Origin of the sequence: Pseudomonas putida (assembly GCF_004357765.1) — a bacterium.
In the GTDB taxonomy this organism is placed as follows: Bacteria; Pseudomonadota; Gammaproteobacteria; order Pseudomonadales; family Pseudomonadaceae; genus Aquipseudomonas; species Aquipseudomonas putida_U.
In genome coordinates this window covers 201,377-224,470 of sequence record NZ_SMTE01000007.1, presented here as the reverse complement: position 1 = coordinate 224,470, position 23,094 = coordinate 201,377, and the positions used below count along the sequence as shown (strand labels likewise).

At 63.0% G+C, this 23,094-nt stretch carries 24 protein-coding genes; 13 read left to right on the top strand and 11 right to left on the bottom strand.

The genetic code is table 11. From position 1 onward, the window contains the following. Nucleotides 1-120: 120 nt before the first annotated feature. Nucleotides 121-1,005, top strand: coding sequence for a LysR substrate-binding domain-containing protein (locus tag E2H86_RS12600; RefSeq protein ID WP_133328212.1), 885 nt, complete (start codon nucleotides 121-123; stop codon nucleotides 1,003-1,005). Nucleotides 1,006-1,095: 90 nt separating this feature from the next. Here the strand turns inward: E2H86_RS12600 and E2H86_RS12595 are convergent, their stop codons facing one another. The 6 genes from E2H86_RS12595 to E2H86_RS12570 form a co-directional block, all read right to left on the bottom strand. Beyond that, on the bottom strand, nucleotides 1,096-2,502 hold the full coding sequence (locus E2H86_RS12595; protein WP_165976061.1) for an amino acid permease: 1,407 nt from the start codon (nucleotides 2,500-2,502) through the stop codon (nucleotides 1,096-1,098). A 626-nt stretch (nucleotides 2,503-3,128) separates the two neighbouring features. Beyond that, nucleotides 3,129-4,193: a 23S rRNA pseudouridine(2605) synthase RluB gene (gene rluB, locus E2H86_RS12590; protein ID WP_133328210.1), complete on the bottom strand. Its 1,065-nt coding sequence runs from the start codon at nucleotides 4,191-4,193 to the stop codon at nucleotides 3,129-3,131. A 255-nt stretch (nucleotides 4,194-4,448) separates the two neighbouring features. Beyond that, on the bottom strand, nucleotides 4,449-5,225 hold the full coding sequence (gene scpB / locus E2H86_RS12585; protein ID WP_133328208.1) for an SMC-Scp complex subunit ScpB: 777 nt from the start codon (nucleotides 5,223-5,225) through the stop codon (nucleotides 4,449-4,451). Continuing rightward, nucleotides 5,212-5,937, bottom strand: a complete 726-nt coding sequence (locus E2H86_RS12580; RefSeq protein WP_165976066.1) for a segregation and condensation protein A — start codon at nucleotides 5,935-5,937, stop codon at nucleotides 5,212-5,214. The genes scpB and E2H86_RS12580 overlap by 14 nt, the downstream gene beginning before the upstream one ends. A gap of 125 nt (nucleotides 5,938-6,062) precedes the next feature. Continuing rightward, nucleotides 6,063-6,692: an L-threonylcarbamoyladenylate synthase gene (locus E2H86_RS12575; RefSeq protein WP_133328204.1), complete on the bottom strand. Its 630-nt coding sequence runs from the start codon at nucleotides 6,690-6,692 to the stop codon at nucleotides 6,063-6,065. Nucleotides 6,693-6,705: 13 nt separating this feature from the next. Beyond that, nucleotides 6,706-7,566 carry a PHP domain-containing protein gene (locus tag E2H86_RS12570; RefSeq protein WP_133328202.1) on the bottom strand — a complete coding sequence of 287 codons (861 nt, stop codon included), beginning with the start codon at nucleotides 7,564-7,566 and terminating at the stop codon, nucleotides 6,706-6,708. 67 nt (nucleotides 7,567-7,633) lie between these two features. On the opposite strand from E2H86_RS12570, the gene E2H86_RS12565 reads away from it, so the two are divergent. The 6 genes from E2H86_RS12565 (at nucleotide 7,634) to E2H86_RS12540 (ending at nucleotide 11,664) form a co-directional block, all read left to right on the top strand. Next, the gene (locus E2H86_RS12565) at nucleotides 7,634-8,227 is read left to right on the top strand and encodes a septation protein A (RefSeq protein ID WP_133328200.1); all 594 of its coding nucleotides are present in this window, start codon (nucleotides 7,634-7,636) and stop codon (nucleotides 8,225-8,227) included. 1 nt (nucleotide 8,228) lies between these two features. Continuing rightward, nucleotides 8,229-8,528: a YciI family protein gene (locus E2H86_RS12560; RefSeq protein WP_133328198.1), complete on the top strand. Its 300-nt coding sequence runs from the start codon at nucleotides 8,229-8,231 to the stop codon at nucleotides 8,526-8,528. 141 nt (nucleotides 8,529-8,669) lie between these two features. Beyond that, nucleotides 8,670-9,056: a translation initiation factor 2 gene (locus tag E2H86_RS12555; RefSeq protein ID WP_133328196.1), complete on the top strand. Its 387-nt coding sequence runs from the start codon at nucleotides 8,670-8,672 to the stop codon at nucleotides 9,054-9,056. Between the two features lie 7 nt (nucleotides 9,057-9,063). Further along, the gene (locus tag E2H86_RS12550; protein WP_133328194.1) at nucleotides 9,064-9,741 is read left to right on the top strand and encodes a response regulator transcription factor; all 678 of its coding nucleotides are present in this window, start codon (nucleotides 9,064-9,066) and stop codon (nucleotides 9,739-9,741) included. Between the two features lie 105 nt (nucleotides 9,742-9,846). Beyond that, a complete protein-coding gene (locus tag E2H86_RS12545; protein ID WP_133328192.1) occupies nucleotides 9,847-10,263 on the top strand; it encodes a Spy/CpxP family protein refolding chaperone in 417 nt (138 codons plus the stop codon). 60 nt (nucleotides 10,264-10,323) lie between these two features. Further along, entirely contained in the window at nucleotides 10,324-11,664 is a 1,341-nt protein-coding gene (locus E2H86_RS12540; RefSeq protein WP_133328190.1) for a sensor histidine kinase, read from the top strand. Nucleotides 11,665-11,763: 99 nt separating this feature from the next. Here E2H86_RS12540 and E2H86_RS12535 read toward each other — a convergent pair whose 3' ends face one another. Continuing rightward, complete coding sequence (locus E2H86_RS12535; protein ID WP_133328188.1) at nucleotides 11,764-12,321, bottom strand: NAD(P)H nitroreductase; 558 nt, start codon at nucleotides 12,319-12,321, stop codon at nucleotides 11,764-11,766. Nucleotides 12,322-12,514: 193 nt separating this feature from the next. Here E2H86_RS12535 and E2H86_RS12530 point away from each other — a divergent pair, with 193 nt between their 5' ends. Then, nucleotides 12,515-13,969: a TrkH family potassium uptake protein gene (locus E2H86_RS12530; protein ID WP_133328186.1), complete on the top strand. Its 1,455-nt coding sequence runs from the start codon at nucleotides 12,515-12,517 to the stop codon at nucleotides 13,967-13,969. Here E2H86_RS12530 and E2H86_RS12525 read toward each other — a convergent pair. Then, nucleotides 13,926-14,987, bottom strand: coding sequence for an AraC family transcriptional regulator (locus E2H86_RS12525; RefSeq protein ID WP_133328184.1), 1,062 nt, complete (start codon nucleotides 14,985-14,987; stop codon nucleotides 13,926-13,928). The genes E2H86_RS12530 and E2H86_RS12525 overlap by 44 nt on opposite strands. A gap of 152 nt (nucleotides 14,988-15,139) precedes the next feature. Between E2H86_RS12525 and E2H86_RS12520 the strand changes: the two genes are divergently transcribed. Together E2H86_RS12520 and E2H86_RS12515 are read left to right on the top strand one after the other, a co-directional pair. Continuing rightward, nucleotides 15,140-15,451: a DUF962 domain-containing protein gene (locus E2H86_RS12520; protein WP_133328182.1), complete on the top strand. Its 312-nt coding sequence runs from the start codon at nucleotides 15,140-15,142 to the stop codon at nucleotides 15,449-15,451. Nucleotides 15,452-15,526: 75 nt separating this feature from the next. Then, nucleotides 15,527-16,417, top strand: a complete 891-nt coding sequence (locus tag E2H86_RS12515; protein WP_133328180.1) for a DMT family transporter — start codon at nucleotides 15,527-15,529, stop codon at nucleotides 16,415-16,417. Here E2H86_RS12515 and E2H86_RS12510 read toward each other — a convergent pair whose 3' ends face one another. Next, nucleotides 16,418-16,699, bottom strand: a complete 282-nt coding sequence (locus tag E2H86_RS12510) for a SelT/SelW/SelH family protein (RefSeq protein WP_133328178.1) — start codon at nucleotides 16,697-16,699, stop codon at nucleotides 16,418-16,420. A 67-nt stretch (nucleotides 16,700-16,766) separates the two neighbouring features. Between E2H86_RS12510 and E2H86_RS12505 the strand changes: the two genes are divergently transcribed. Next, nucleotides 16,767-18,953 (top strand): patatin-like phospholipase family protein, encoded by a 2,187-nt coding sequence (locus E2H86_RS12505; protein ID WP_133328176.1) that lies wholly within the window; start codon nucleotides 16,767-16,769, stop codon nucleotides 18,951-18,953. 24 nt (nucleotides 18,954-18,977) lie between these two features. Here E2H86_RS12505 and E2H86_RS12500 read toward each other — a convergent pair whose 3' ends face one another. Further along, complete coding sequence (locus E2H86_RS12500) at nucleotides 18,978-19,415, bottom strand: MarR family transcriptional regulator (protein WP_133328174.1); 438 nt, start codon at nucleotides 19,413-19,415, stop codon at nucleotides 18,978-18,980. A gap of 139 nt (nucleotides 19,416-19,554) precedes the next feature. After that, nucleotides 19,555-21,699: a DNA helicase RecQ gene (recQ, locus tag E2H86_RS12495; RefSeq protein WP_133328172.1), complete on the bottom strand. Its 2,145-nt coding sequence runs from the start codon at nucleotides 21,697-21,699 to the stop codon at nucleotides 19,555-19,557. A 246-nt stretch (nucleotides 21,700-21,945) separates the two neighbouring features. Here recQ and E2H86_RS12490 point away from each other — a divergent pair, with 246 nt between their 5' ends. Beyond that, nucleotides 21,946-22,533: a YecA/YgfB family protein gene (locus E2H86_RS12490; RefSeq protein WP_133328170.1), complete on the top strand. Its 588-nt coding sequence runs from the start codon at nucleotides 21,946-21,948 to the stop codon at nucleotides 22,531-22,533. Nucleotides 22,534-22,539: 6 nt separating this feature from the next. Continuing rightward, the gene (locus E2H86_RS12485) at nucleotides 22,540-22,905 is read left to right on the top strand and encodes a YbaN family protein (protein WP_133328168.1); all 366 of its coding nucleotides are present in this window, start codon (nucleotides 22,540-22,542) and stop codon (nucleotides 22,903-22,905) included. Nucleotides 22,906-23,094 lie beyond the last annotated feature (189 nt).

Genomic DNA, 23,094 nt, shown 5'->3' with positions numbered 1-23,094 from the left:
CGGAAAACCTGTCACCCTGGCATGGATCGTAAGAGACGGGGATGACGTATAGACCAATGATCCTGTACTTTCGGCGTAGGGGCAAACGGATAATCCTGCCGCTATCGATGACTTTTATGAATGAATTACCGACACCTGACACCCTCCATGTCATTGCTGCTGGCATTCGAGGCCGCTGCCCGGCATGAGAGCTATACCCGCGCCGCTGCCGAGTTGTCGCTGACCCAGAGCGCGGTGAGCCGCCAGGTACAGGCATTGGAACAGCAACTGGGGCTGACGCTGTTTCGTCGCGAAGGCCGCCAGGTGCAACTGACCGATGTCGGCCGCCTTTACCAGCGCGAGCTGAGCGAGGCACTTGGGCGAATCCGCAGTGCCACCTTACAAGCGCTGGCCTATCAGTCCGGGGTTGGTACCTTGCGCCTGGCGACGCTGCCGACCTTCGGTTCCAAGTGGCTACTGCCGCGCCTGCACGCGTTCTACACGGCGCACCCCGGCATGCTGGTGCACATTCATTCACGCATCGAAGCCATCAATTTCGAGACCAGCGAAATCGATGCGGCCATTGGCGTAGCCAGCCACGATCTGCCAGGCTTGATCTGCCATCGCTTGCACGCCGAAGAATTGGTGGTGATCCTGCCGCCCCAGGCCGCGGCTGACGGCCAGGTTTGGAGCCCGGCGCGCATCAGCGACGAAGTGCTGCTGAACGTGGCGAACAACCCCCATGCCTGGGGCGAGTGGTTTTCCCACCACGGGCTGGCGCACCGGGCGATGCGTCTGGGGCCGAGCTTCGAGCTGACTTCGCACTTGATCCAGGCGGTACGGGCAGGGATCGGCATCGGCCTGGTGCCTAGGATTCTGGTGGAGGAAGAGCTGGCCAAAGGCGAGTTGTTCAGCCCTGGACAAGCGTTTGCCAGCCAGCGCAGCTATTACCTGATCTACCCGCCGAGGAACGAAGCGTTGCCTTCGCTGCGGGCGTTTCGCGGCTGGCTGCTGCAGCAGATCTGAAGTTTCTGCCGCCTGCGAAAGGGCCGGCACAGACAACAAAAAACCCGATGCCAGTCACCTGGCATCGGGTTTGTCCGCAAACACTGACGCTTACTTGGCAGCCGCTTGCGCCGCAAACCTGCGCTTGCTCTTGACCAGGTAGGCCACGAACATCACCAACAACCATACCGGAATCGCATATACCGACACCTGGATGCCAGGAATCATCAGCATGATGCCGAGGATCAGCACCACGAACGCCAGCACCAGGTAGTTGCCATACGGGTAGAACAGCGCCTTGAACAAAGGCTTCTGCCCGGTACTGTCGAGGTGCTGGCGGAACTTCAGGTGCGAGTAACTGATCATCGCCCAGTTGATCACCAGGGTCGCGACCACCAGCGACATCAACAGCTCCAGGGCATTCTGCGGCATCAGGTAGTTGAGCAGCACGGCGATCAGGGTCACAGCCGCCGAGACCAGGATCGAGCGCACCGGCACGCCGCGCTTGTCGACCTTGGCCAGGGCTGCCGGAGCATCGCCCTGCTCAGCCATGCCCAGCAGCATACGGGCATTGCAGTAGGTACCGCTGTTGTACACCGACAGTGCCGCGGTCAGTACCACGAAGTTCAACAGATGGGCCGCCACGTCACTGCCCAGCATCGAGAACACCTGAACGAACGGGCTGCTGCCGTAGCTGCCACCGGACGCGTCGATGCTGGCGACCAGGCTGTCCCACGGGGTCAGCGACAGCAGCACGACCAGGGCACCGACATAGAAGATCAGGATGCGGTAAATGACCTGATTGATCGCCTTGGGGATCACGGTCTTGGGCTTGTCGGCCTCAGCTGCGGTGAAACCGAGCATCTCCAGACCACCGAAGGAGAACATGATGAACGCCAGGGCCATCACCAGGCCGCTGACCCCATGGGGGAAGAAGCCGCCGTGCGACCACAGGTTGCTCACCGATGCGTCGGGACCGCCGCTGCCGCTGGTCAGCAGGTAGGCCCCGAGGCCGATCATGCCGACGATCGCCGCGACCTTGATGATCGCGAACCAGAACTCGGCCTCGCCGAACACCTTGACGTTCATCAGGTTGATGGCGTTGATCAGCAGGAAGAACGCAGCCGCTGTGACCCAGGTCGGGATCTCCGGCCACCAGTAGTGGATGTACTTGCCGACTGCAGACAATTCCGACATGCCGACCAGGATGTACAGCACCCAGCAGTTCCAGCCGGAAAGGAAGCCGGCAAAGCCGCCCCAATAGGTGTGGGCGAAGTGGCTGAAGGAGCCGGCCACCGGCTCCTCGACGATCATCTCGCCCAATTGGCGCATGATCATGAAGGCGATGAAGCCGCAGATGGCGTAGCCCAGGATCATGGAAGGACCGGCGGATTTCATCACCCCGGCCGAGCCGAGGAACAGGCCGGTGCCGATGGCGCCGCCAAGGGCGATCAACTGGATATGGCGGTTCTTCAGGCCCCGTTTGAGCTCGCCTGAATGCATGTTTTGTCCACTCATGAACGAAGTCACCTGCATTGTTTTTATCTGTGACGGAATCGGACCCACCGCGCTCGTGGCGCAGCGGAATGGGCAAGGTGGTTACCTTGGGTTTCTTGGCCACCGCCTGAGCAGCCGGAGGTGAACAAGAGTGCGCGGGTACGCAGGAGGGTCACAGGTAAAACGCGGCGCACTGTATACCCCTGCAAGCGCGCAGGCGTCAACGCGTTGCGTCGATTCCCAAAGGAAAAACGCAGCGTGCCTGGGGTGAAAGCCTTCAAAGGCAAAGTGATCGGCGTACATGGCGCCTCCATTTCTTGTTCTGTAAGCCCGGCTCTGTGGTCGGGCTGCTTGCGCACGGCAATGCCCGCTATCTCAGCGTTGTAGAGCGGTTGCGGCAAGGGGGTGGAAGAGCACGAGGTGCTATCAGGCAAGGCGTTTGCGGAAAGCCTTGTTTACAGCAGAGGGAAAAATCCGAAACCGTGGCTGCTTTCGCCTGATTCTGTACAAATTTATTTACAAGGCGGTTCGAGAACTTGCCAGTCGTCCGAAATAATCTTTCCGTTCAACAGCTTGGCGAAGCTGAAGTACCTATCGCAGGCACAAAAAAGCCAGCCCGGAGGCTGGCTTTGGGTCACCGCTGCGAATCAACCACGCGGCTTGCCGCGACCACGGCCTGCCGGCTTGTCACCGTCGGGCTTGCCGGGACGCTTGCGCATGTCGCTCGGGCGCTCGGCCACAGCACTGCCGCGGCTACCTTTGCGCGGCGCCTCTTCACGCGGCTGGCGCGCAGGACGCTCGGCGGCATTGCCTTCGTGGGCCGGACGCAGATTGCGCACGCGCTCATTGCGACCCATCGGCCGGGTGGACTTGCGCTGCATGCGCTCCATACGGTCCTTGGTCTTGAGGTTCATCGCCGGCAGCGCCACAGGCTGCAGACCCACCTCGGCGGCGAGGATATCGATCTCGCCCTGGGTCATTTCACGCCAGCGCCCCATCGGCAGGTCGGAGTTGAGGAACACCGGGCCGAAGCGCACGCGCTTCAGGCGGCTGACGACCATGCCCTGGGACTCCCACAGACGGCGCACTTCGCGGTTGCGACCTTCCATCACCACGCAGTGGTACCAGTGGTTGAAGCCTTCGCCTCCCGGTGCCTTCTGGATGTCGGTGAACTTGGCCGGGCCGTCCTCGAGCATCACGCCGGCTTTCAGGCGCTCGATCATCTCGTCGTCGACTTCACCACGCACACGCACTGCGTATTCACGGTCCATCTCGTAGGACGGGTGCATCAGGCGGTTGGCCAGTTCTCCGTCGGTGGTGAACAGCAGCAAGCCAGTGGTATTGATGTCCAGGCGACCGATATTGATCCAGCGGCCTTCTTTGGGCCGTGGCAGGCGGTCGAAGACGGTCGGGCGGCCTTCCGGGTCGTCACGGGTGCAGATCTCGCCGTCAGGCTTGTTGTACATGATCACCCGGCGGGTAGCCTCGGCGGCCTCCTCGCGCTTGATCAGCTTGCCGTCGACTGCGATGGCGTCATGCAGGTCGACGCGCTGACCAAGGGTGGCCTCGACGCCATTGACCTTGATGCGGCCTTGGCTGATCCAGGCCTCGACGTCACGACGCGAGCCCACGCCGATACGCGCCAGCACTTTCTGCAGCTTTTCGCCGGATGGAGGGGTGGTTTCGGTATGTTGCAGGTCTTGCTCACTCATCTGGGCACCTCCCGGTGTAGGAATGAAAATCAGGGTTCTGGCGACGAACGCGCCAAAAGGCCGCGCATCATACGCGGTTCGGGTTGGGAACGCACTGGAGCGTAGAGGGTTTCGTAGGCTTTGTTCGCTGTTTCTGCCTAATGGTAGTGGGCAGTGCCGGCCTCTTCGCGGGACAAGCCCGCTCCCACAAGTGCGGCGTCGTCCCTGTAGGAGCGGGCTTGTCCCGCGAAGAGGCCGGCACGGACAGCACACCCATCAGGGCTGCAACTTGCCCTCGTCCTCGACCGAAACCTCAGGCTCTTCTTCGCGCAGATCGTCGAAATCGGTCTTCAACCCCTCTTCCATCTGATCCAGCTCCACCAGCAGGCTACGGAAACTGGTTTCTTCCTTTGGCTCGCCCACGACCTCTTCCTCTCCCAGGCTGGCATCGGCCAGCGCCTGCAGATGCGCCGGCACCGGAGCGTCATCCGGGTCCAGAACCGGCCCAGACTCCGGCTCCATCTCACGCAGTTCGGCCAGCGCAGGCAGCTCATCCAGACTCTTGAGGTTGAAATGATCGAGAAACGCCTTGGTGGTCGCGAACATGGCCGGCCGACCTGGGACCTCGCGATAACCGACCACGCGGATCCACTCGCGCTCCATCAGGGTCTTGATGATGTTGCTGTTGACCGCCACCCCCCGCACATCCTCGATTTCGCCGCGGGTGATCGGCTGGCGGTAGGCGATCAACGCCATGGTTTCGAGCAGTGCACGGGAATATCGCTGCGGGCGCTCCTCCCATAACCGGCCAACCCAGGGCGCATAATCCTCACGGATCTGTAGCCGATAACCGCTGGCCACCTCCTTGAGTTCGAACGCACGCCCGGCGCAGGACTTGCCGAGCACTTCCAAGGCCTTCTTGAATACCTTGGGCTCGGGGCGCTCGGCCTCCTCGAACAGCTCGTAGAGGCGTTCGAGCGATTGTGGTTTGCCCGAAGCGAGCAAGAAGGCTTCGATCAGCGACGCCAGGTCGCGGGGTTCATTCAGATTCATCGGGTTCTTCGACAGACTCGGCGCGCAACCGCACATGGATGGGCGCGAAAGGCGCATTCTGCACCAGTTCGACCAGCGATTCCTTCACCAGCTCAAGAATCGCCATGAAGGTCACCACCACACCCAGCTTGCCCTCTTCGCTGGCGAACAATTCGATGAACGGCACGAAAGCCCCGCCCTTGAGGCGCTCCAGCACCTCGCTCATGCGTTCGCGAGTGGACAAGGTCTCGCGGGTGATCTGGTGGCTTTCGAACAGGTCGTTGCGACGCATGACCTCGGCCATGGACACCAACAACTCTTCCAGGCTGACCTGCGGCAACAGCTTGCGCACCTTGGCCTGAGGCGCCTCCAGGCGCGGCACGACGACATCGCGCCCGACCCGCGGCAATTCGTCGATGCCCTCGGCCGCGGCCTTGAAGCGCTCGTACTCCTGTAGCCGACGAATCAGCTCGGCGCGCGGGTCACCCTCTTCTTCTTCGACCTCGGCCGAGCGCGGCAGCAACATGCGCGACTTGATCTCGGCGAGCATCGCCGCCATCACCAGGTACTCCGCGGCCAGTTCCAGGCGCACGCTCTTCATCAACTCGACGTAGCCCATGTACTGGCGAGTGATCTCTGCCACCGGGATGTCGAGGATGTCGATGTTCTGTTTACGGATCAGGTACAGCAACAGGTCCAGCGGCCCCTCGAAGGCCTCGAGAATGACTTCCAGGGCGTCCGGCGGGATGTACAGGTCCACCGGCATTTCGGTCAGGGCCTCGCCGTAGACCAGCGCCAACTGCAACTGCTGCGGCGACTCGGACTCTGCGACCGGCGCCTCGGGCGTTTCCAGCTGGCTCACGCGTCGACCATGAACGGCGTGGGGTCACCGCATCCTTCACGGATCAAGGCAGGTTCATCACCGGTAAGGTCGATGATGGTCGAGGCCTTGAGATCGCCGTAACCGCCATCGATGATCAGGTCGACGTTGCGTTCCAGGCGTTGACGGATCTCGTACGGATCGGTCATCGGCTCTTCATCGGGCGGCAGGATCAGGCTCACGCTCATCAGCGGCTCGCCCATTTCCTCAAGCAGCGCCAGAACGATGGGATTGGATGGCACGCGCAGGCCGATCGTCCGGCGCTTTTCGTGCATCAGCAGCCTCGGGACTTCCCGGGTGGCATTGAGGATGAACGTGTAGGGCCCAGGGACATGTGCCTTGAGCAGGCGGAAGGTGGAGGTGTCGATCTTGGCGAACAGCCCCATCTGCGACAGGTCGCAGCACAGCAAGGTGAAGTTGTGTTGCTTGTCCAGCTGACGCAAGCGGCGAACCCGCTCGATAGCGCTTTTATCGCCGATCTGGCAGCCCAGGGCGTAGGCCGAGTCGGTTGGATAGACCACCACCCCGCCCTTGCGAATGATCTCGACAGCCTGTTTTATCAGGCGCGCCTGCGGGTTTTCCGCATGAATCTGGAAAAATTGGCTCACGTAGTCATCCTGTTCATACCGCCAAAGGCTGTTCATGGCTGAATCGGCGCCACAGGGGTGGCAGGTCCTCGGGCAATGGCCGATAGGCACCGATCTCGCCCCAGGTGCCGGGGCCGTGGAAGTCACTGCCAGCGCTTGCCAGCAGCCCGAACTCACGGGTAAGGATGGACATCGTGCCCACTTGCTCGGCCGGCATCATCCCATTGACCACTTCAAGTGCCTGTCCACCTGCCTGAATATAGTCGGCAATCAGGCGTCTGCGCTTGCTGCGGGTCAGGTCGTAATGCATCGGATGGGCCAGGCTCACCCATGCGTTGGACCGGCGCAGCGTGGCAACGGTTTCCTCGAGGGTTGGCCAATGCAGCTTGACGTCGCCCAGCTTGCCGGCGCCCAGCCACTTGCGAAACGCCTCGCCGCGATCCTTGACGTGGCCGGCGCGCACCAGAAACTCGGCAAAATGCGGCCGCGCCGGAGCATTGCCGCTGTCGCCCAGCTCCTGCTGCACGGCCCGTGCGCCCTCAAGGGCTCCGGGCATGCCCTTGCCAGCCAGCCGCTTGTCGATTTCCTCGGCGCGTAACCAGCGGCCGCGGTGCAAGGCTTCGATGGCTTCGAGCAAGGGCGGTGCATCCAACGGGAAGTCGTAACCCAATATGTGGATGGTCGCCCCGCCCCAGGTGCACGACAGCTCCACCCCACTGACCCAGCGCATGCCCTGCTCGTGACAGGCCTGGCGTGCCTCGGCCAGGCCTTCGAGGGTGTCGTGATCGGTCAGCGCCAACGTTTGCACCCCATGCTCGAAGGCCCGGGCGACCAAGGCCGAAGGCGACAGGGCGCCGTCGGAGGCCGTGCTGTGACAGTGCAGATCAACATTCATTTAGGAGCACTTTCGCTGGATGGGATGTTTGTTATTATGCCGTCACATCCCGATTCTGGCTGCCATTGTGAAACAATTCATCGATTTCATCCCGCTGCTGCTGTTCTTCATCGTCTACAAGCTCGACCCGCGCCCCCTCGAGGTCGCCGGCCACAGCTTCGAGTTCGGCGGCATCTACAGCGCCACGGCGATGCTGATCATCAGCTCGCTGGTGGTCTATGGCGCACTGTTCCTGCGCCAGCGCAAGCTGGAGAAGGGCCAGTGGCTGACCCTGGTAGCCTGCCTGGTGTTCGGCGGTCTGACCCTGACCTTCCACAGCGAAACCTTCCTCAAATGGAAGGCGCCGGTGGTCAACTGGCTGTTCGCGCTGGGCTTTGCCGGCAGCCACTTCATCGGCGACCGGGTGCTGATCAAACGCATCATGGGCCACGCCTTGACCCTGCCCGATGCCATCTGGACCCGTCTGAACCTGGCCTGGATCGGCTTCTTCCTGTTCTGCGGCGCAGCCAACCTGTTCGTCGCCTTCACCTTCCAGGACTTCTGGGTCGACTTCAAGGTCTTCGGCAGCCTCGGCATGACCGTGCTCTTCCTGGTGGCGCAAGGTGTTTACCTGTCGCGTCACCTGCATGACACCCCCACCACTTCCAAAACCAAGGACTGACATGCTCTACGCCATCATTGCCAGCGACGTCGCCAATTCCCTGGAAAAGCGCCTGGCGGCCCGCCCGGCGCACATCGAGCGCCTGCAGCAACTCAAGGCCGAAGGCCGCGTGGTGCTGGCCGGCCCACACCCGGCGATCGACAGCAACGACCCGGGTGAAGCCGGGTTCAGCGGCAGCCTGATCGTCGCGGAGTTCGACTCCCTGGCCGCCGCCCAGAGCTGGGCCGATGCCGACCCGTACATTGCCGCTGGCGTGTACGACAACGTCATCGTCAAGCCATTCAAGCAAGTGCTGCCCTGAGTCGACACCGCCCGTTACCTTTGGGAGCGGGCTTGTTGGGGCGCCGAACCGCCGCGAACAGAGCGATACGACCTCATCGACTCATAAAATCCGGCCCGCAGCCGACAACCTCCTGAAATCCATACCGCCTCAGGAGGGCCCATGCGCCAAGGTCAGATGTTCCTGCTGTTTTGCCTCATGTTGCTGTCGCCATTCGCCCATGCCGAACAACCCCTGTCGCTGGAAGCCGGTGCACGCCTGACCGAGCTGCAACAGCGCCTGGATGACAGTGAAAAGCAACGCGAGGCGCTGACCCGGCAGTTGGAAGACAACAACAGCCAGCGCGAAAGCGCCCAGCTCACCCGCCTGCGCCAGGACAACCAGAGGCTCAAGCTGGCGATCCAGCAATTGCAGGCCGCAGCTCCACAACAACTGCTCACCGACAAGCAACAATGGTTTCTGATTGGTTCAGGCGTTGCACTCTTGTCGGCAGTCTGCGGTATCTTTGCCAGTGGCGGACACAGAAGACGCCGTCAATGGTTGAATTGAGTGAGTCATGAGCGAGTTGCTACTAATTGATGATGACCAGGAACTCTGCGAGCTGCTCGGCAGCTGGCTGAGCCAGGAAGGTTTTGTCGTCCGCGCCTGCCACGATGGCCAGAGCGCGCGTCAGGCGCTGGCCGAGCAGGCGCCGGCGGCGGTGGTGCTGGATGTGATGCTGCCCGACGGTAGTGGCCTGGAGTTGCTCAAGCAACTGCGCAGCGAACACGCCGAACTGCCGGTGCTGATGCTCTCTGCCCGTGGCGAACCGCTGGACCGGATTCTCGGCCTGGAACTGGGTGCCGACGATTACCTGGCCAAACCCTGCGACCCTCGCGAGCTCACCGCCCGCTTGCGTGCCGTGTTGCGCCGCAGCCATCCCACAGCCACCACCACCCAACTGGAGATCGGCGACCTGGCCTTCAGTCCGGTCCGCGGGGTGGTCAGCATCGATGAGCGGGAGATGAGCCTGACCCTGTCCGAGAGCCGCATCCTCGAGGCGCTGCTACGCCAGCCAGGCGAGCCGCTGGACAAACAGGAACTGGCGCAGATCGCCTTGGGACGTAAGCTCACCCTCTACGACCGCAGCCTCGACATGCACGTGAGCAACCTGCGCAAGAAGATCGGCCCACATGCCGATGGCCGACCGCGCATTGTCGCGCTGCGCAGCCGCGGTTATTACTACAGCCTTTGAGTACGGGCCTTTACCAACCCTTTACCCTGAACTGACTGCGCTTGACCTTGATCTCCCTAGACTGGGCTCATCCGGTAATCACCGGCCCATGAAAGGAGAGACACCATGCGCAAGACCCTTATCGCCCTGATGTTCGCCGCCGCCCTGCCAACCGTTGCCATGGCCATGCCTGATGGTGGCCCACGCCACGACGGCCCGCATCACCGCGGTGACGCGCCTTTCGCCCAGCTGGACCTGACCCGCGACCAGCGCCAGCAGGTCGGCAAGCTGATGGGTGAACAGATGAAGGCCCAGCGCGACATCACCAAGCGCTACCTGGACAAGCTGCCGGCCGCCGACCAGAAGGCCATGAAGGACGAAATCAAGGCCAGCCGCGAGAAAACCGACAGCCAGGTACGTGCCCTGCTCAAGCCTGACCAGCAGAAGAAGTTCGACGAACTGCAAAAGGAACGCGCCGCTCGCCAGGCGGAGTGGAAGGAGTTCCAGGCCTGGAAAGCTGAAAAAGGCGGCAAGGCCCAGTAAGCTGTCCCCATCCATGCCCGGCCCGCGCCAAGCGAGCCGGGCTTTTCACGTTCACAGGAGGTGCTCTTGCGTTCTCTGTTCTGGCGCATTCTGGCCAGCTTCTGGCTGGCCATTGCCCTGGTCGCCGGCCTGTCCATCCTGTTGGGCCACATGCTCAACCAGGACGCCTGGATCCTCAGCCGCCACCCAGGCATCAACACCCTGGCCGCTCGCTGGACCCAGCATTACGAGCAGGAGGGCTTGGCCTCGGCCCAGCAGTTTCTCGAACGGCGCAAGCAGCGCTACAAGATCGACGTTCAGGTACTCGACGACAGTGGCCAGGCCGTAGTGCCAGGCACCTTCCCACGTCGCGCAGCAGCGTTCGAGGCGCGCCAGCACAATGACGAGCGTCACCTGCCCTGGCGCCGCCTGACAGAGGAATACACCAGCCCCACCAGCGGCGAGACCTATCTGCTGATCTACCGCATTCCCCACCCCGAGCTGGATGCCTGGCATCGCGAGAGCCTGCTCTGGCCTTTGAGCGCCTTGGGCATTGCCTTGGTGGTGCTGACGTTGTTCAGCCTGCTGGTGACGCTGTCGATCACCCGCCCGCTGAGCCGCCTGCGTGGTGCCGTGCATGACCTGGGCCAGACCAGCTACCAACAGAACAGCCTGGCGCAACTGGCCGGGCGGCGGGACGAATTCGGCGTATTGGCCAACGACTTCAACAAGATGGGCGCACGCTTGCAGAGTTTGATCGGCAGTCAGCGCCAACTGTTGCGCGACGTTTCCCACGAACTGCGCTCGCCCTTGGCCCGCCTGCGCATCGCCCTGGCCTTGGCCGAGCGCGCCGAACCCGAGCAGCGTCAGGCTCTCTGGCCACGCCTGACCCGCGAATGCGATCGCCTGGAAGACCTGATCAGCGAGATTCTCGCCTTGGCCCGGGTCGACGCCGAGCAGTCCCACGCCGAGCCTGTCGACCTCAACGCCTTGCTCGGCAGCGTGCGCAAGGACGCCCAGCTCAGCGCGCCCGAGCAAGAGGTCCGGCTGGAAGCCCAGCCTGGGCTGACCCTGCAAGGCTGGCCAACCCTGATCGAACGGGCCGTCGACAACCTGGTGCGCAACGCCTTGCGCTTCAACCCCCAGGGGCAACCGATCGAAATCCACGCCAGGCGCGATCAGGAGCGCATCGTCATCAGCGTGCGCGACCATGGACCGGGCGCAGCGCCGGAGCATCTGGAGCAATTGGGAGAGCCGTTCTTCCGTGCGCCGGGGCAGGAAGCGGCGGGACATGGGCTGGGCTTGGCGATCGCGCGCAAGGCCGCGGAGCGCCATGGTGGCAGCCTGGTGCTGGAGAATCATCCGCAAGGAGGGTTCGTGGGCCGCCTGGTGCTGCCGTTGGTGGTGGCGACCGGCAGTTGAGAATCGGCCGGGACTACCGGCCTATTCCCGGGCAAGCCCGCTCCTACAGGGACCGCACCTTCCTGTGGGAGCGGGCTTGCCCGCGAAGGGGACTCTGCGCTACTCGCCCCAGGCGCTGACGAATTCAGCCGTCTCCAGCACCGGCGCCGTACGCGGCTCGGTCAGTGGCGTGCCGACGTACAGATAGCCAACCAACTCCTCATTCTCGGCCATCCCCAGCCCCTTGTGCACATGGGCATCGAAGGCCATGTCGCCGGTGCGCCACACCGCGCCGATGCCCTGGGCATGCGCCGCGATCAGGATCCCATGGGCTGCGCAGCCTGCCGCCAGGCGCTGCTCGCTCTTGGGCACCTTGAAGTGGTCTTGCAGCTTGGCGATCACCACGATCAGCAAGGGTGCGCGCAGCGGCATGGCGCGCGCTTTGTCCAGCGCTGCCTGACTGGCATCGCCCTTGGCCTGCAACGCCTCGGCGAACAGCTCGCCGAGTTTTTCCCGAGCCTGGCCTTCGATGGTCAGAAAGCGCCATGGGCGCAGTTGGCCATGGTCCGGTGCACGCAAGGCGGCCTGGAACAGCGCCTCACGCTGGGCAGCGTTGGGGGCGGGATCGGTCAGGCGTGGCACGGAAACACGGTTGAGCAATGCGTCGAGAGCCTCCATCGGCTACCCTCCTGGCAGGTAAATGTGCGGCCATTCTCAAGCTGCAAGCTGCAAGCTGCAAGCTGCAGGTAGGAGCAGGAGCAGGAGCAGAGCTACACATAGCGCTTTTTCTTGTAGCTTGCTGCTCGTGGCTTGCAGCTAACCGACCCATAGGTAGAATGGCGCCCTTCCGTTTCGAGTCAGAGCAGATCACATGGCGTTGCCGACCTTAAGGATCATTGGTTTCATCATCGGCATCTTCCTCATCACCCTGGCCGTGAGCATGGCCGTACCCATGGCGACGCTGGTGGTCTTCGACCGTACCGCCGACATGCACTCGTTCCTTTGGTCCAGCCTGATCACCTTCGTCGCCGGCCTGGCCATGGTCATCCAGGGCCGTCCCGAACACGTGCACCTGCGCCCTCGCGACATGTACCTGCTCACGGTCAGCAGTTGGGTGGTGGTCTGCATTTTCGCCGCCCTGCCCTTCCTGCTCACCCAGCACATCAGCTACACCGACGCGTTCTTCGAGAGCATGTCCGGCATCACCGCCACAGGGGCCACGGTGCTCAGTGGGCTTGACCGCATGTCCCCGGGCATTCTCATGTGGCGTTCGATGCTGCATTGGCTCGGCGGTATCGGCTTCATCGCCATGGCCGTGGCGATCTTGCCCCTGCTGCGCATCGGTGGCATGCGCCTGTTCCAGACCGAGTCTTCGGACCGTTCGGAAAAGGTCATGCCGCGCTCGCACATGGTGGCCAAGTCGATCGTCGGGGTGTATGTCGGGTTCTCGGTGCTGGGCGCGCTGGGCTTCTGGTGGGCAGGCATGAACCCGTTCGATGCCATCAACCATGCGATGTCAGCGATCTCCACCGGCGGTTTCTCGACCTCCGACCAATCCTTGGCCAAGTGGGACATCCCGGCGGTGCACTGGGTCGCGGTGGTGGTGATGATCCTTGGCAGCCTGCCGTTCACCTTGTACGTGGCGACCCTGCGGGGCAACCGCAAGGCGCTGATCCGCGACCAGCAAGTTCAGGGTCTGCTGGGCATGCTGGTGGTGACCTGGCTGGTGCTGGGCACCTGGTATTGGTACACCACCAACCTGCACTGGCTCGATGCGCTGCGCCACGTCGCGCTGAACGTAACCTCGATCGTGACCACCACTGGCTTCGCCCTGGGCGACTACAGCCTGTGGGGCAATTTCTCGCTGATGTTGTTCTTCTACCTGGGTTTCGTCGGTGGCTGCTCCGGATCGACCGCCGGCGGCATCAAGATCTTCCGCTTCCAGGTGGCCTATATTCTGCTCAAGGCCAACCTCAATCAACTGATCCATCCGCGTGCGGTGATCAAGCAGAAGTACAACGGTCACCGTCTCGACGAAGAGATCGTGCGCTCGATCCTGACCTTCTCGTTCTTCTTCGCCATCACCATCTGCGTAATGGCCTTGCTGTTGTCACTGCTGGGCGTGGACTGGATGACGGCGCTGACCGGCGCCGCTGGTACAGTGTCGGGTGTGGGCCCAGGCTTGGGCGAGGTGATCGGACCCTCCGGCAACTACGCCAGCCTGCCGGATGCCGCCAAGTGGATTCTCGCCGGCGGCATGCTGCTTGGCCGCCTGGAGATCATCACGGTGCTGGTGTTGTGTATGCCTGCATTCTGGCGTCATTGACGGAGGGGGCGTCCGCTCCCAGCCGCGCCCGATACTCACTGGGCGTGACATCGAACCAACGACGGAACGCCCGGTAGAAATTACTGGGGTCGGCGAACCCCAACAGGTATGCGGTTTCCAGCAGGGTCATGCCCGGCTGGGCGAGATACTGCTCCGCCAGTTCGCGTCGCGTATCGTCCAGCAGAGCCTGAAAGCTGGTGCCCTCTTCCTGCAGTCGGCGCTGCAGGGTGCGTTGCGACAGGTGCAGGGCCTGGGCCAACGTTTCGCGCTTGGGCTCGCCCTGGGGCAGGATGCGGCATAGCACCTGGCGCACCCGATGGGTCACGCGGCTTTCCGAGAAGCGTGCGAGGTATTCACCGGCAAAACGGTCGTGAAGGATCGCCATCGCCTCATTGGCGGTGGGCAGCGGCGCCTCCATGTCGGCACGCTCGAACACCAGCGCATCGCGCGGCGCACCGAACACCAGCGGACAGTGGAACGCAACCTTGTAGGGTTCGACATTCTTCGGCTGCGGCCCCTGCACCATCACCCGCACCGGCTGGATAGGCCGCCCACTGAGCCAGGTGCACAAGGCCAGCGCACAGGCCAGCGATGCCTCGGCACTGTGACGGGTAGGCGGGAGGTGATCGCCATGCACGGTCAGTATCAGCGAGTAGCCCTCAGGGCCCAGCAGGAAACTCAGATCAGAGCTTTCGGCAATGATGCGCTGGTAACGCACCAGGCGCTCGAAGCCCTCGGCCAGCGTACGACTGGACATCAGCGCGTAACCCACCACATGGAACGAGGCTGGACGTACCACTCGCGCCATGTTCAGGCCTATGGCGTCGTTGCCCGACAGCTCTACCGCCAATTGCCAGAGGCGGGTCATGTCATCCTGGGGAAAGCGCGCATCGGGATCGTCGAGGGCGGCAAAATCCAGCCCGAGCTGCTTGAACATGGCCGGGCAGTCGAGCCCTTCGAGCTCGAGTGCCTTGACGATCCCTGATGCCCAGCTGGCTGACGTGGTTCTTTCGCTCATGACAGGCTTCTTTCGCTGACCGCTCCATGCGGTAACCCAAGGATACTCAATTGGCGCCCATTGTCACTGGCCGGCTCCGCCAATGACTCTAGACTCGAATCAGGCTCCACGCCGTGTATCCTGTCAAAAAGCGTTAATACTGGAGCGATGCCATGAACAGCTCAGCGCAGTTTCGCAGTTTTGCCGAGTTCTACCCCTACTACCTCGGCGAACACAGCAATCCCACGTGCCGACGCCTGCACTTCGTCGGTACCAGCCTGGTGATCGCCCTGCTGGCCTACACCATCGGCAGCGGCAAGTGGCTGTTGTTGCTGGCAGTGCCGGTCTTCGGCTATGGCTTCGCCTGGGTCGGACATTTCTTCTTCGAGAAAAACCGCCCGGCCACGTTCACCCACCCGTTCTACAGCCTGATCGGCGATTTCGTCATGTTTCGCGACATCTTGCTGGGGCGCATCAGCCTGTAGCTGCGCGACAGAGGTGGTCCGCCGGGGAAGGCAGGTTAAACTGCGCCGGCAAGACTTGCAGCCACAAGGACCACCATGAACCACCGCACTGCCCTCGGCGCCCTGCATGTCGGCGCGCTGTTCTTCGGCCTGACCGGCGTCTTCGGCAAACTGGCCGCCAGTGCCAACCCCACGCAGATCGTCTTCGGCCGCGCGGCTTTCGCCGTGCTCGCCTTGGGCCTGTTCGCCAGCCTCGCAGGCCCAGGCTGGCGTCGTCTGAACCGTCAGGACCTGCGCCGCCTTTTACTTGGCGGGATGCTGCTGGCCGGACATTGGGTGAGTTTCTTCATCGCGGTCAAGGTCGCTGGCGTGGCCATCGCCACTCTGGGTTTCGCCAGCTTCCCCGCCTTCACGGTCATCCTCGAAGGGCTGCTGTTCCGTGAGCGCATCCGCCGCAACGAGGCGTTCTTGGTACTGCTGGTGAGTATTGGTCTGGTACTGGTCACGCCGCAGTTCGACCTGGCCAGCGAAGCCACTGGCGGTTTGCTCTGGGCCCTGCTGTCAGGCCTGCTGTTCTCGCTGTTGTCGCTGACCAACCGCGCCGGTTCCGGTCGTTTGCCTGCCGTGCAGGCCGCCTTGTGGCAGAACCTGGTGGTGGGCCTGTGCCTGCTGCCTTTCGCTGCGCCGGGCCTGACCGAGATCACCTCCATTGACTGGCTGTGGATCGCCCTGCTGGGCGTCTTCTGTACCGGCGTGGCGCACAGCCTGTTCGTGGCCAGCCTGGCCGTGATCAAGGCCCGCACAGCCGCCGTGGTATTCGGCATGGAACCGGTCTATGGCATCGCCGTCGCCTGGCTGGTGTTCAACGAGACGCCCACCCTACGCATGCTGGCCGGGGGTGCGCTGATTATTTTCGCCATCGTCCTCTCCAGCCGCCTGGCCGCCGAACAACCGCCACGCCCGCACGAAGCAGCGCAGGGTGCCTGATCAGCGATCGTTGTGGCCCAGGTCGCGCTGCGGGTCGATCTGGTCGCGCACCCGCTGCTTGAGCTGCTTGGCTTCTGGGAAGCCACCATCGGCCTTGCGCTCCCAGATCTGCACGCCGTTGCAGGTAATCCTGAATATACCCCCGGTGCCGGGTTCGAGGGCGACTCGACCAAGGTCGTCGCTGAAGGTGCTGAGCAGCTCCTGGGCCAACCAGGCAGCGCGCAGCAGCCACTGGCACTGGGTGCAATAGGTAATGACAATTTCCGGCTTGGCATCGGCCATGGTCGCGGGTCTCCGGGTGAGTGGTTGCTTATACTAGCGGTCTTTACCTCCCGGTTTGAGACTCACGATGCGCCGTTTGCTGTTCTGCCTGTTGTTGACGCTGACCACCTGCACGGTTGTCGCCGCCGAGCCGGTCCGGCCGAAAGTCGGCCTGGTGCTTTCCGGCGGCGCCGCCCGAGGGCTCGCCCACATCGGCGTGCTCAAAGCGCTTGAACAACAGGGGGTACACATCGATGCCATCGCAGGTACCAGCATGGGCGCGGTGGTCGGCGGCCTGTATGCCTCCGGTTACAGCGTCGAGGAACTGGAAAAACTGGCTACCACATTGGACTGGCAGCAAGCGCTGTCGGACGCCCCGCCGCGCAAGGATGTACCCTTCCGACGCAAGCAGGACGACCGCGACTTCCTGGTAAAGCAAAAGCTCAGCTTCCGTGATGACGGCAGCCTTGGCCTGCCGCTGGGAGTAATCCAGGGTCAGAACCTGGCCCTGCTACTGGAAAGCAAGCTGGCGCATACCGCCGATATCCGCGACTTCGACAAACTGCCCATTCCCTTTCGCGCGGTGGCCACCGATATCGCCAGCGGAGACAAAGTGGTGTTCAAGCGTGGGCACCTGGCCCAGGTGATCCGCGCCAGCATGTCGATCCCAGCGGTATTCGCCCCGGTCGAGGTCGATGGCCGGTTGCTGGTCGATGGCGGCATGGTCGACAACATCCCGCTGGACGTGGCGCGGGACATGGGTGTGGACGTGGCGATCGTGGTCGACATCGGCTCGCCCCTGCGTGACCGCAAACAGCTGGCGACGGTGGTGGACGTGCTCAACCAGTCGATCACCCTGATGACCCGGCGCAACTCCGAAGAGCAACTGGCCAGCCTGCATCGCGACGACATACTCATCCAGCCGCCACTGGCGGCGTTCGGCGTCACCGATTTCGGCCGTGCCCGCGACATGATCGACGCCGGCTACCGTGCCACCGAGCTACTGGCCCCGCGCCTTGCGGCGCTGCGCCGGCCTGAGGGCGACGCCAGCCTGGTGGCCGCTCGTTCCGCCGGCCAACGTACGCCGGTGATCACCACAATCAAGGTGGAGAACGACTCCAAGGTCAGCGACGACGTGATTCGCTACTACATCCGCCAACCCGTTGGCCAACCTCTGGAACTGGATCGGCTGCAGACCGACATGGGCACGCTTTACGGCCTGGACTATTTCGACAGGGTTCATTACCGGGTCGTGCACAAAGGCGACGACAACACCCTGGTGATCACCGCACGGGGCAAGCGCGGCGGCACCGATTACCTACGCCTGGGCCTGAACCTGTCTGACGATCTGCGTGGCGATAGCGCCTTCAACCTCGGCGCCAGCTACCGCGTCAACGGCATCAACGAGCTGGGCGCCGAGTGGCTGACCCGCGCGCAGATCGGCGACCAGCAGGAGCTCTACAGCGAGTTCTACCAGCCGCTGGACGTGGGCTCACGCTATTTCATCGCGCCTTACCTGGACTTCGGCTCGCAAAACATCGAAGCCACCCTGGACAACGACCCGATCGCCGAATACCGCCTGGAGCGCTACGGTTTCGGTCTGAACCTCGGTCGCCAGATCGGCACCTATGGCGAAGTGCGCCTGGGCGCGGGCAAGGCCTGGGGCGAGGCCGACGTGCGCATCGGCGATCAGGACTTGCCGAAAGTCAGCTTCAACGAGGGCTTCTACGAGCTCAAATACTCGTTCGATACCATGGACAACGTGTACTTCCCGCACAGCGGCGAGGACATCGGGCTGACCTTGCGCAAGTACGACAAGTCGCTGGACTCCGACGAGGACTACCGCCAATGGTTGTTCAACCTGGACAAGGCGATCAGCAGTGGGCCGAACACGTTCGTGCTCGGCGGGCGCTACGGGCGCACCCTGGACGATACCGAGGTGGTCACCTCGAGCTTCGTGATCGGCGGTGCCCGCGAACTTTCAGGCTTCCGCCAGGACTCGGTATCGGGACAGAACATCAGCCTGCTGCGCCTGGTCTACTACCGACGCCTGACGCCAAGGGCTTATGTGCCGCTGGACTTCCCGTTGTACATAGGTGGCTCGCTCGAGCGCGGCCGGGCCTGGAACAACGACAACGCCTTTGACAGCGGCTATATCAATGCGGCGAGCATCTTCCTGGGCATGGAGACACCGCTGGGGCCACTGAACCTGAGCTACGGCGCCAACAGTGCCCACGAACAGGCGGTGTACTTGAACTTGGGGCATACCTTCTGAGCTGCAAGCTGCAGCGGTAGCCCCTCAAGCCTTGTCGAGGTTGGCCAGGATCTTGGCATGCACGCGCATGCACACTTCCAGGTCGGCCGGTTCGATGCCCGTGAACAGCTCCAGACGCAGCGCATTGGCGATGGTCTCGATCTGCTCGATCATAGGCCGGGCTGGCGGACACAGGGCAATCTTCTTCGCACGACGGTCTTCCATCACGGCCAGGCGCCTGACCAGGCCCTGGTTTTCCAGGCTGTCGAGCAGGCGCGCGAGGGTCGGGCCCTCGACGCCCACACTCTGGGCCAGTTCACGCTGGGTCGGCGGCTCTTCGAACCGCGACAGGTGCAACAACACCAGCCAGCGCGCCTGGGACAGGTTGAGCCCGGCCAGGCGGCGATCCAGTTCAGCACGCCAGCCTCGGGACATCTGGGCCAGTTGCATACCGAAGCGGTGTTGGTTGTCGTTCAGGGGCATAGAACACTCATCGACTAGAACTAATTATTAGGCAGCTAACCATGACCGCACCGGACAGGCAAGGTTAGCCGCTTTGCTGAACGCTGAAAATCGTCAAAAAGCATGACAAAGGTCAGCACTTGACCGATATGCCCCTCGATCAGAGCTCGAACTCCGCCGCCAGTGCCGCCCGTACGCAATAGAGCACGCCCTCTGGGACCCGAGCACCGAACAGCGGAGCGATGGTGGTCACCGCCGGCAGCTCGCCTTCGCCATCGAGGAAGGCGTCCTGCACCTCCATCATCAAGTCTTCCGGCAGGTCCAGAGCCTGCTCCAGGCTCAGTTCCTGACGGCCGATGGCTTCGGCCAGGAGGCTGTAGACGTTCTTCTCGCTGCAGTTCAACTGCCCGGCAATCTGCGCCGGGGTCATGCCTGCACGGGCCAGGCTGACCAATTCGTGGCGCAGGTCGAGCACCACCTTGGGCGCCTCTTCGGTGCCGCCGGCGCCATTGAGCACTTCGAGGAAGGCCTGACCATAGCGCTCGAGCTTGCGTGCGCCGACGCCGCTGACCTGGGCCATATCGCTGAGGCTGGTGGGCTGGCTGCGCAACATTTCGAGCAGGGTCGAGTCGGGGAAGATGACGTAGGGCGGCACGCTGTGCTCCTCGGCCAGCTTGCGCCGCAAGGTGCGCAAGGCCTCCCACAGTTCGCGCTCTTCGGCCCGAACCAGTTGGCTCGCCGGGCTGCCACCGCTGGAGGATGTCTTGGCCACGGTTTGCGGCTTGAGGTCGCGCCGCAGTTGCAAGGTCACCTCGCCCCGCAACAGTGGTCGGCAGCTGTCGGACAGACGCAGGCCACCGTAGCCCTCCAGGTCGATGTCGACCAGGCCACGGGCCACCAATTGGCGGAACAACGAGCGCCACTCGGCCTCGGCCATGGCCTTGCCCACACCGAACACCGAGAGTTTCTCGTGGCCGAAGTTGCGCACCTTTTCGGTGTCCTTGCCCAGCAGGACATCGACCAGGTGCCCCACGCCATAACGCTGACCGGTGCGGAACACCGCCGACAAGGCCTGACGCGCAGGTTCGGTGGCATCCCAGGTCTGCACCTGATCCACGCAGTTGTCGCAATGCCCACAGGGCTGTTCGAGCACCTCATCGAAGTAAGCCAACAGCGCTTGACGGCGGCAGCGGGTTTCTTCGCACAGGGCCAGCATCGCATCGAGCTTGTGCTGCTCCACCCGCTTATGCCGCTCATCACCCTCGGAGTTCTGCAGCATCTGCTTGAGCATCACCATATCCTGCAGGCCGTAGGCCATCCAGGCATCGGATGGCAAACCGTCACGACCGGCACGGCCGGTTTCCTGGTAATAGGCCTCGAGCGACTTGGGCAGGTCGAGGTGGGCAACGAAGCGCACATTGGGCTTGTCGATGCCCATGCCGAAGGCGATGGTGGCGACCATGATCAACCCCTCCTCGTTGAGGAAGCGGTGCTGATTGGCTGAACGGGTCTCGGCCGGCAGGCCTGCGTGGTACGGTAAAGCCGGGAAGCCCTGGTCGCAGAGGAACGCAGCGGTTTCGTCGACCTTCTTGCGCGACAGGCAATAGACGATGCCGGCGTTGCCCCGCCGTTCGCCGAGAAACGCCATCAACTGCTTGCGTGGCGCCTCCTTAGGCACGATGCGATAGAAGATGTTGGGCCGGTCGAAGCTCGACAGGAAGCGCTCAGCGCCCTGCAGGTGCAGGCGCTGGACGATTTCCTCGCGGGTCCGCATGTCGGCGGTGGCAGTCAGGGCGATGCGCGGCACATGGGGGAACAACTCGGCCAACTGGCCCAATTGCAGGTATTCGGGACGGAAGTCGTGACCCCATTGCGACACACAGTGGGCTTCGTCGATGGCGAACAGGGCGATGTCCAGGCCGCGCAGGAACTCCAGCATACGCGGCTGCACCAGGCGCTCCGGCGCCAGGTAGAGCATCTTCACCTCACCACGACGCAGGCGCCCGGCCAGGTCGCGCTGTTGCTCGGCGCTCAGCGTGGAATTCAGGGCCGCAGCGGCCACGCCCAGTTCATCGAGGGTGGCGACCTGATCGTCCATCAGCGCGATCAGTGGCGACACCACGACAGTCAGGCCCTGACGCAGCAGACCCGGCACCTGGAAGCACAGCGACTTGCCGCCACCGGTAGGCATCAGCACCAGGGCGTCGCCGCCATTGGCCACGCATTCGATGATTGCAGCCTGGCGCCCACGGAAACTGTCGTAGCCGAAGATATCCTTGAGAACCCGCTGAGCCTGTTCGAGCATGTGCAACTCCAATATCGCCGTACCATCCTGGACCAACAGGCTGGACGAAAAACCCGCCCCGCACACGTCGAATGCGTAAGCAGCTTTTGCCAACAGGCGGCAAAATCCGCCCCTGGATGAAAAGCCGCGGAGTATACCGCAGAGAGGGGGCGCGCAGTGCGCGGCACTGACAGACGTTCCCTTTGCCCCGCCGTCGCTGCAAGGTGCTAGAATTCACTATCGTTTATTCCCCAAGGTAGCCCTGTAATGTCCTTCGCCGAGCAACTGACCCGCCTGCAAGCCTTCCTCGATGCCGATGAGCTGCACGAAGAAGCGCTGGACTACGTCGCCGCCCATGGCTACCTGACTGCCTTGTCGATCTCTGCCGTCGAGGTTCCCGAGCGTGAGTGGATCGACGCGCTGTTCGCCGAGGAGCCGCACTACGCCAGCGACGCCCAGCGTACCGAGATCGAGGCGACCCTGGTCGCGCTCAAGGCGCACATCGCCCGCCAACTGGCCAGCGACGAGGAATTCGACCTGCCCTGCGACCTGGACCTGACCGACGAGCCGGACGATTCCGACCTGCGCGGCTGGTGCATCGGCTTCATGGAAGGTGTTTTCCTGCGCGAGGAAGCCTGGTTCGAAGACGCCGAGGAAGAAGTCAGCGAGATGCTGCTGCCGATCATGGTCGGCTCGGGCCTGTTCGACGAGCAGCCTGAATTTGCCGACATCGCCAGCAACGCCAACCTGCAGGACGACATGATCGTGCAGATCCCCGAGGCGTTGTCTGCCTTGTTCCTGCTGCTGCACGCACCTGACGAAAAGCCGGCGCTGCTCAAGCCACGTCATCACTGAGCCGCGATGCGCTACCTGCTGCTGGCCATCGGCTGGCTCAGCGTTGCGTTGGGGGTCGTGGGTATCTTCCTGCCGGTGTTGCCCACCACCCCGTTTCTGCTCCTGGCGGCTGCCTGCTTCGCACGCAGCTCGCCGTGCTTTCACCATTGGCTGGTCAATCACCCCCAACTGGGTCCATGGATCCGCGATTACCTGAGCGGTGAAGGCATCCCCCTCAAAGGCAAGGTCTACGCCATCGGACTGATGTGGGCGAGCATCGGCCTTTCATGCTATCTGGTGCCGCTGTTCTGGGCCCGAGCGTTCATGCTGACCAGTGCGGTGCTGGTGAGTGTGTATATCCTCAGGCAGAAGACACTGCGTAGGCCGGGGTGAGGCCTTAGCGTCATCGTCGTCGCTCTCTTCCAAGTCGAAGTCCTCTGCGCCATGTTGAGGTATGGGGGGTTGATGCCTGCAGTCGGATCCCGCCGAGGCTCGCAAAAGAACAAATCGAATTTTCCTACAGCTCTTTCGGATGCCCAAAGCTCCCCTGAGGGCGGGTTCATCGCTAGTGTTCAGGCTCAG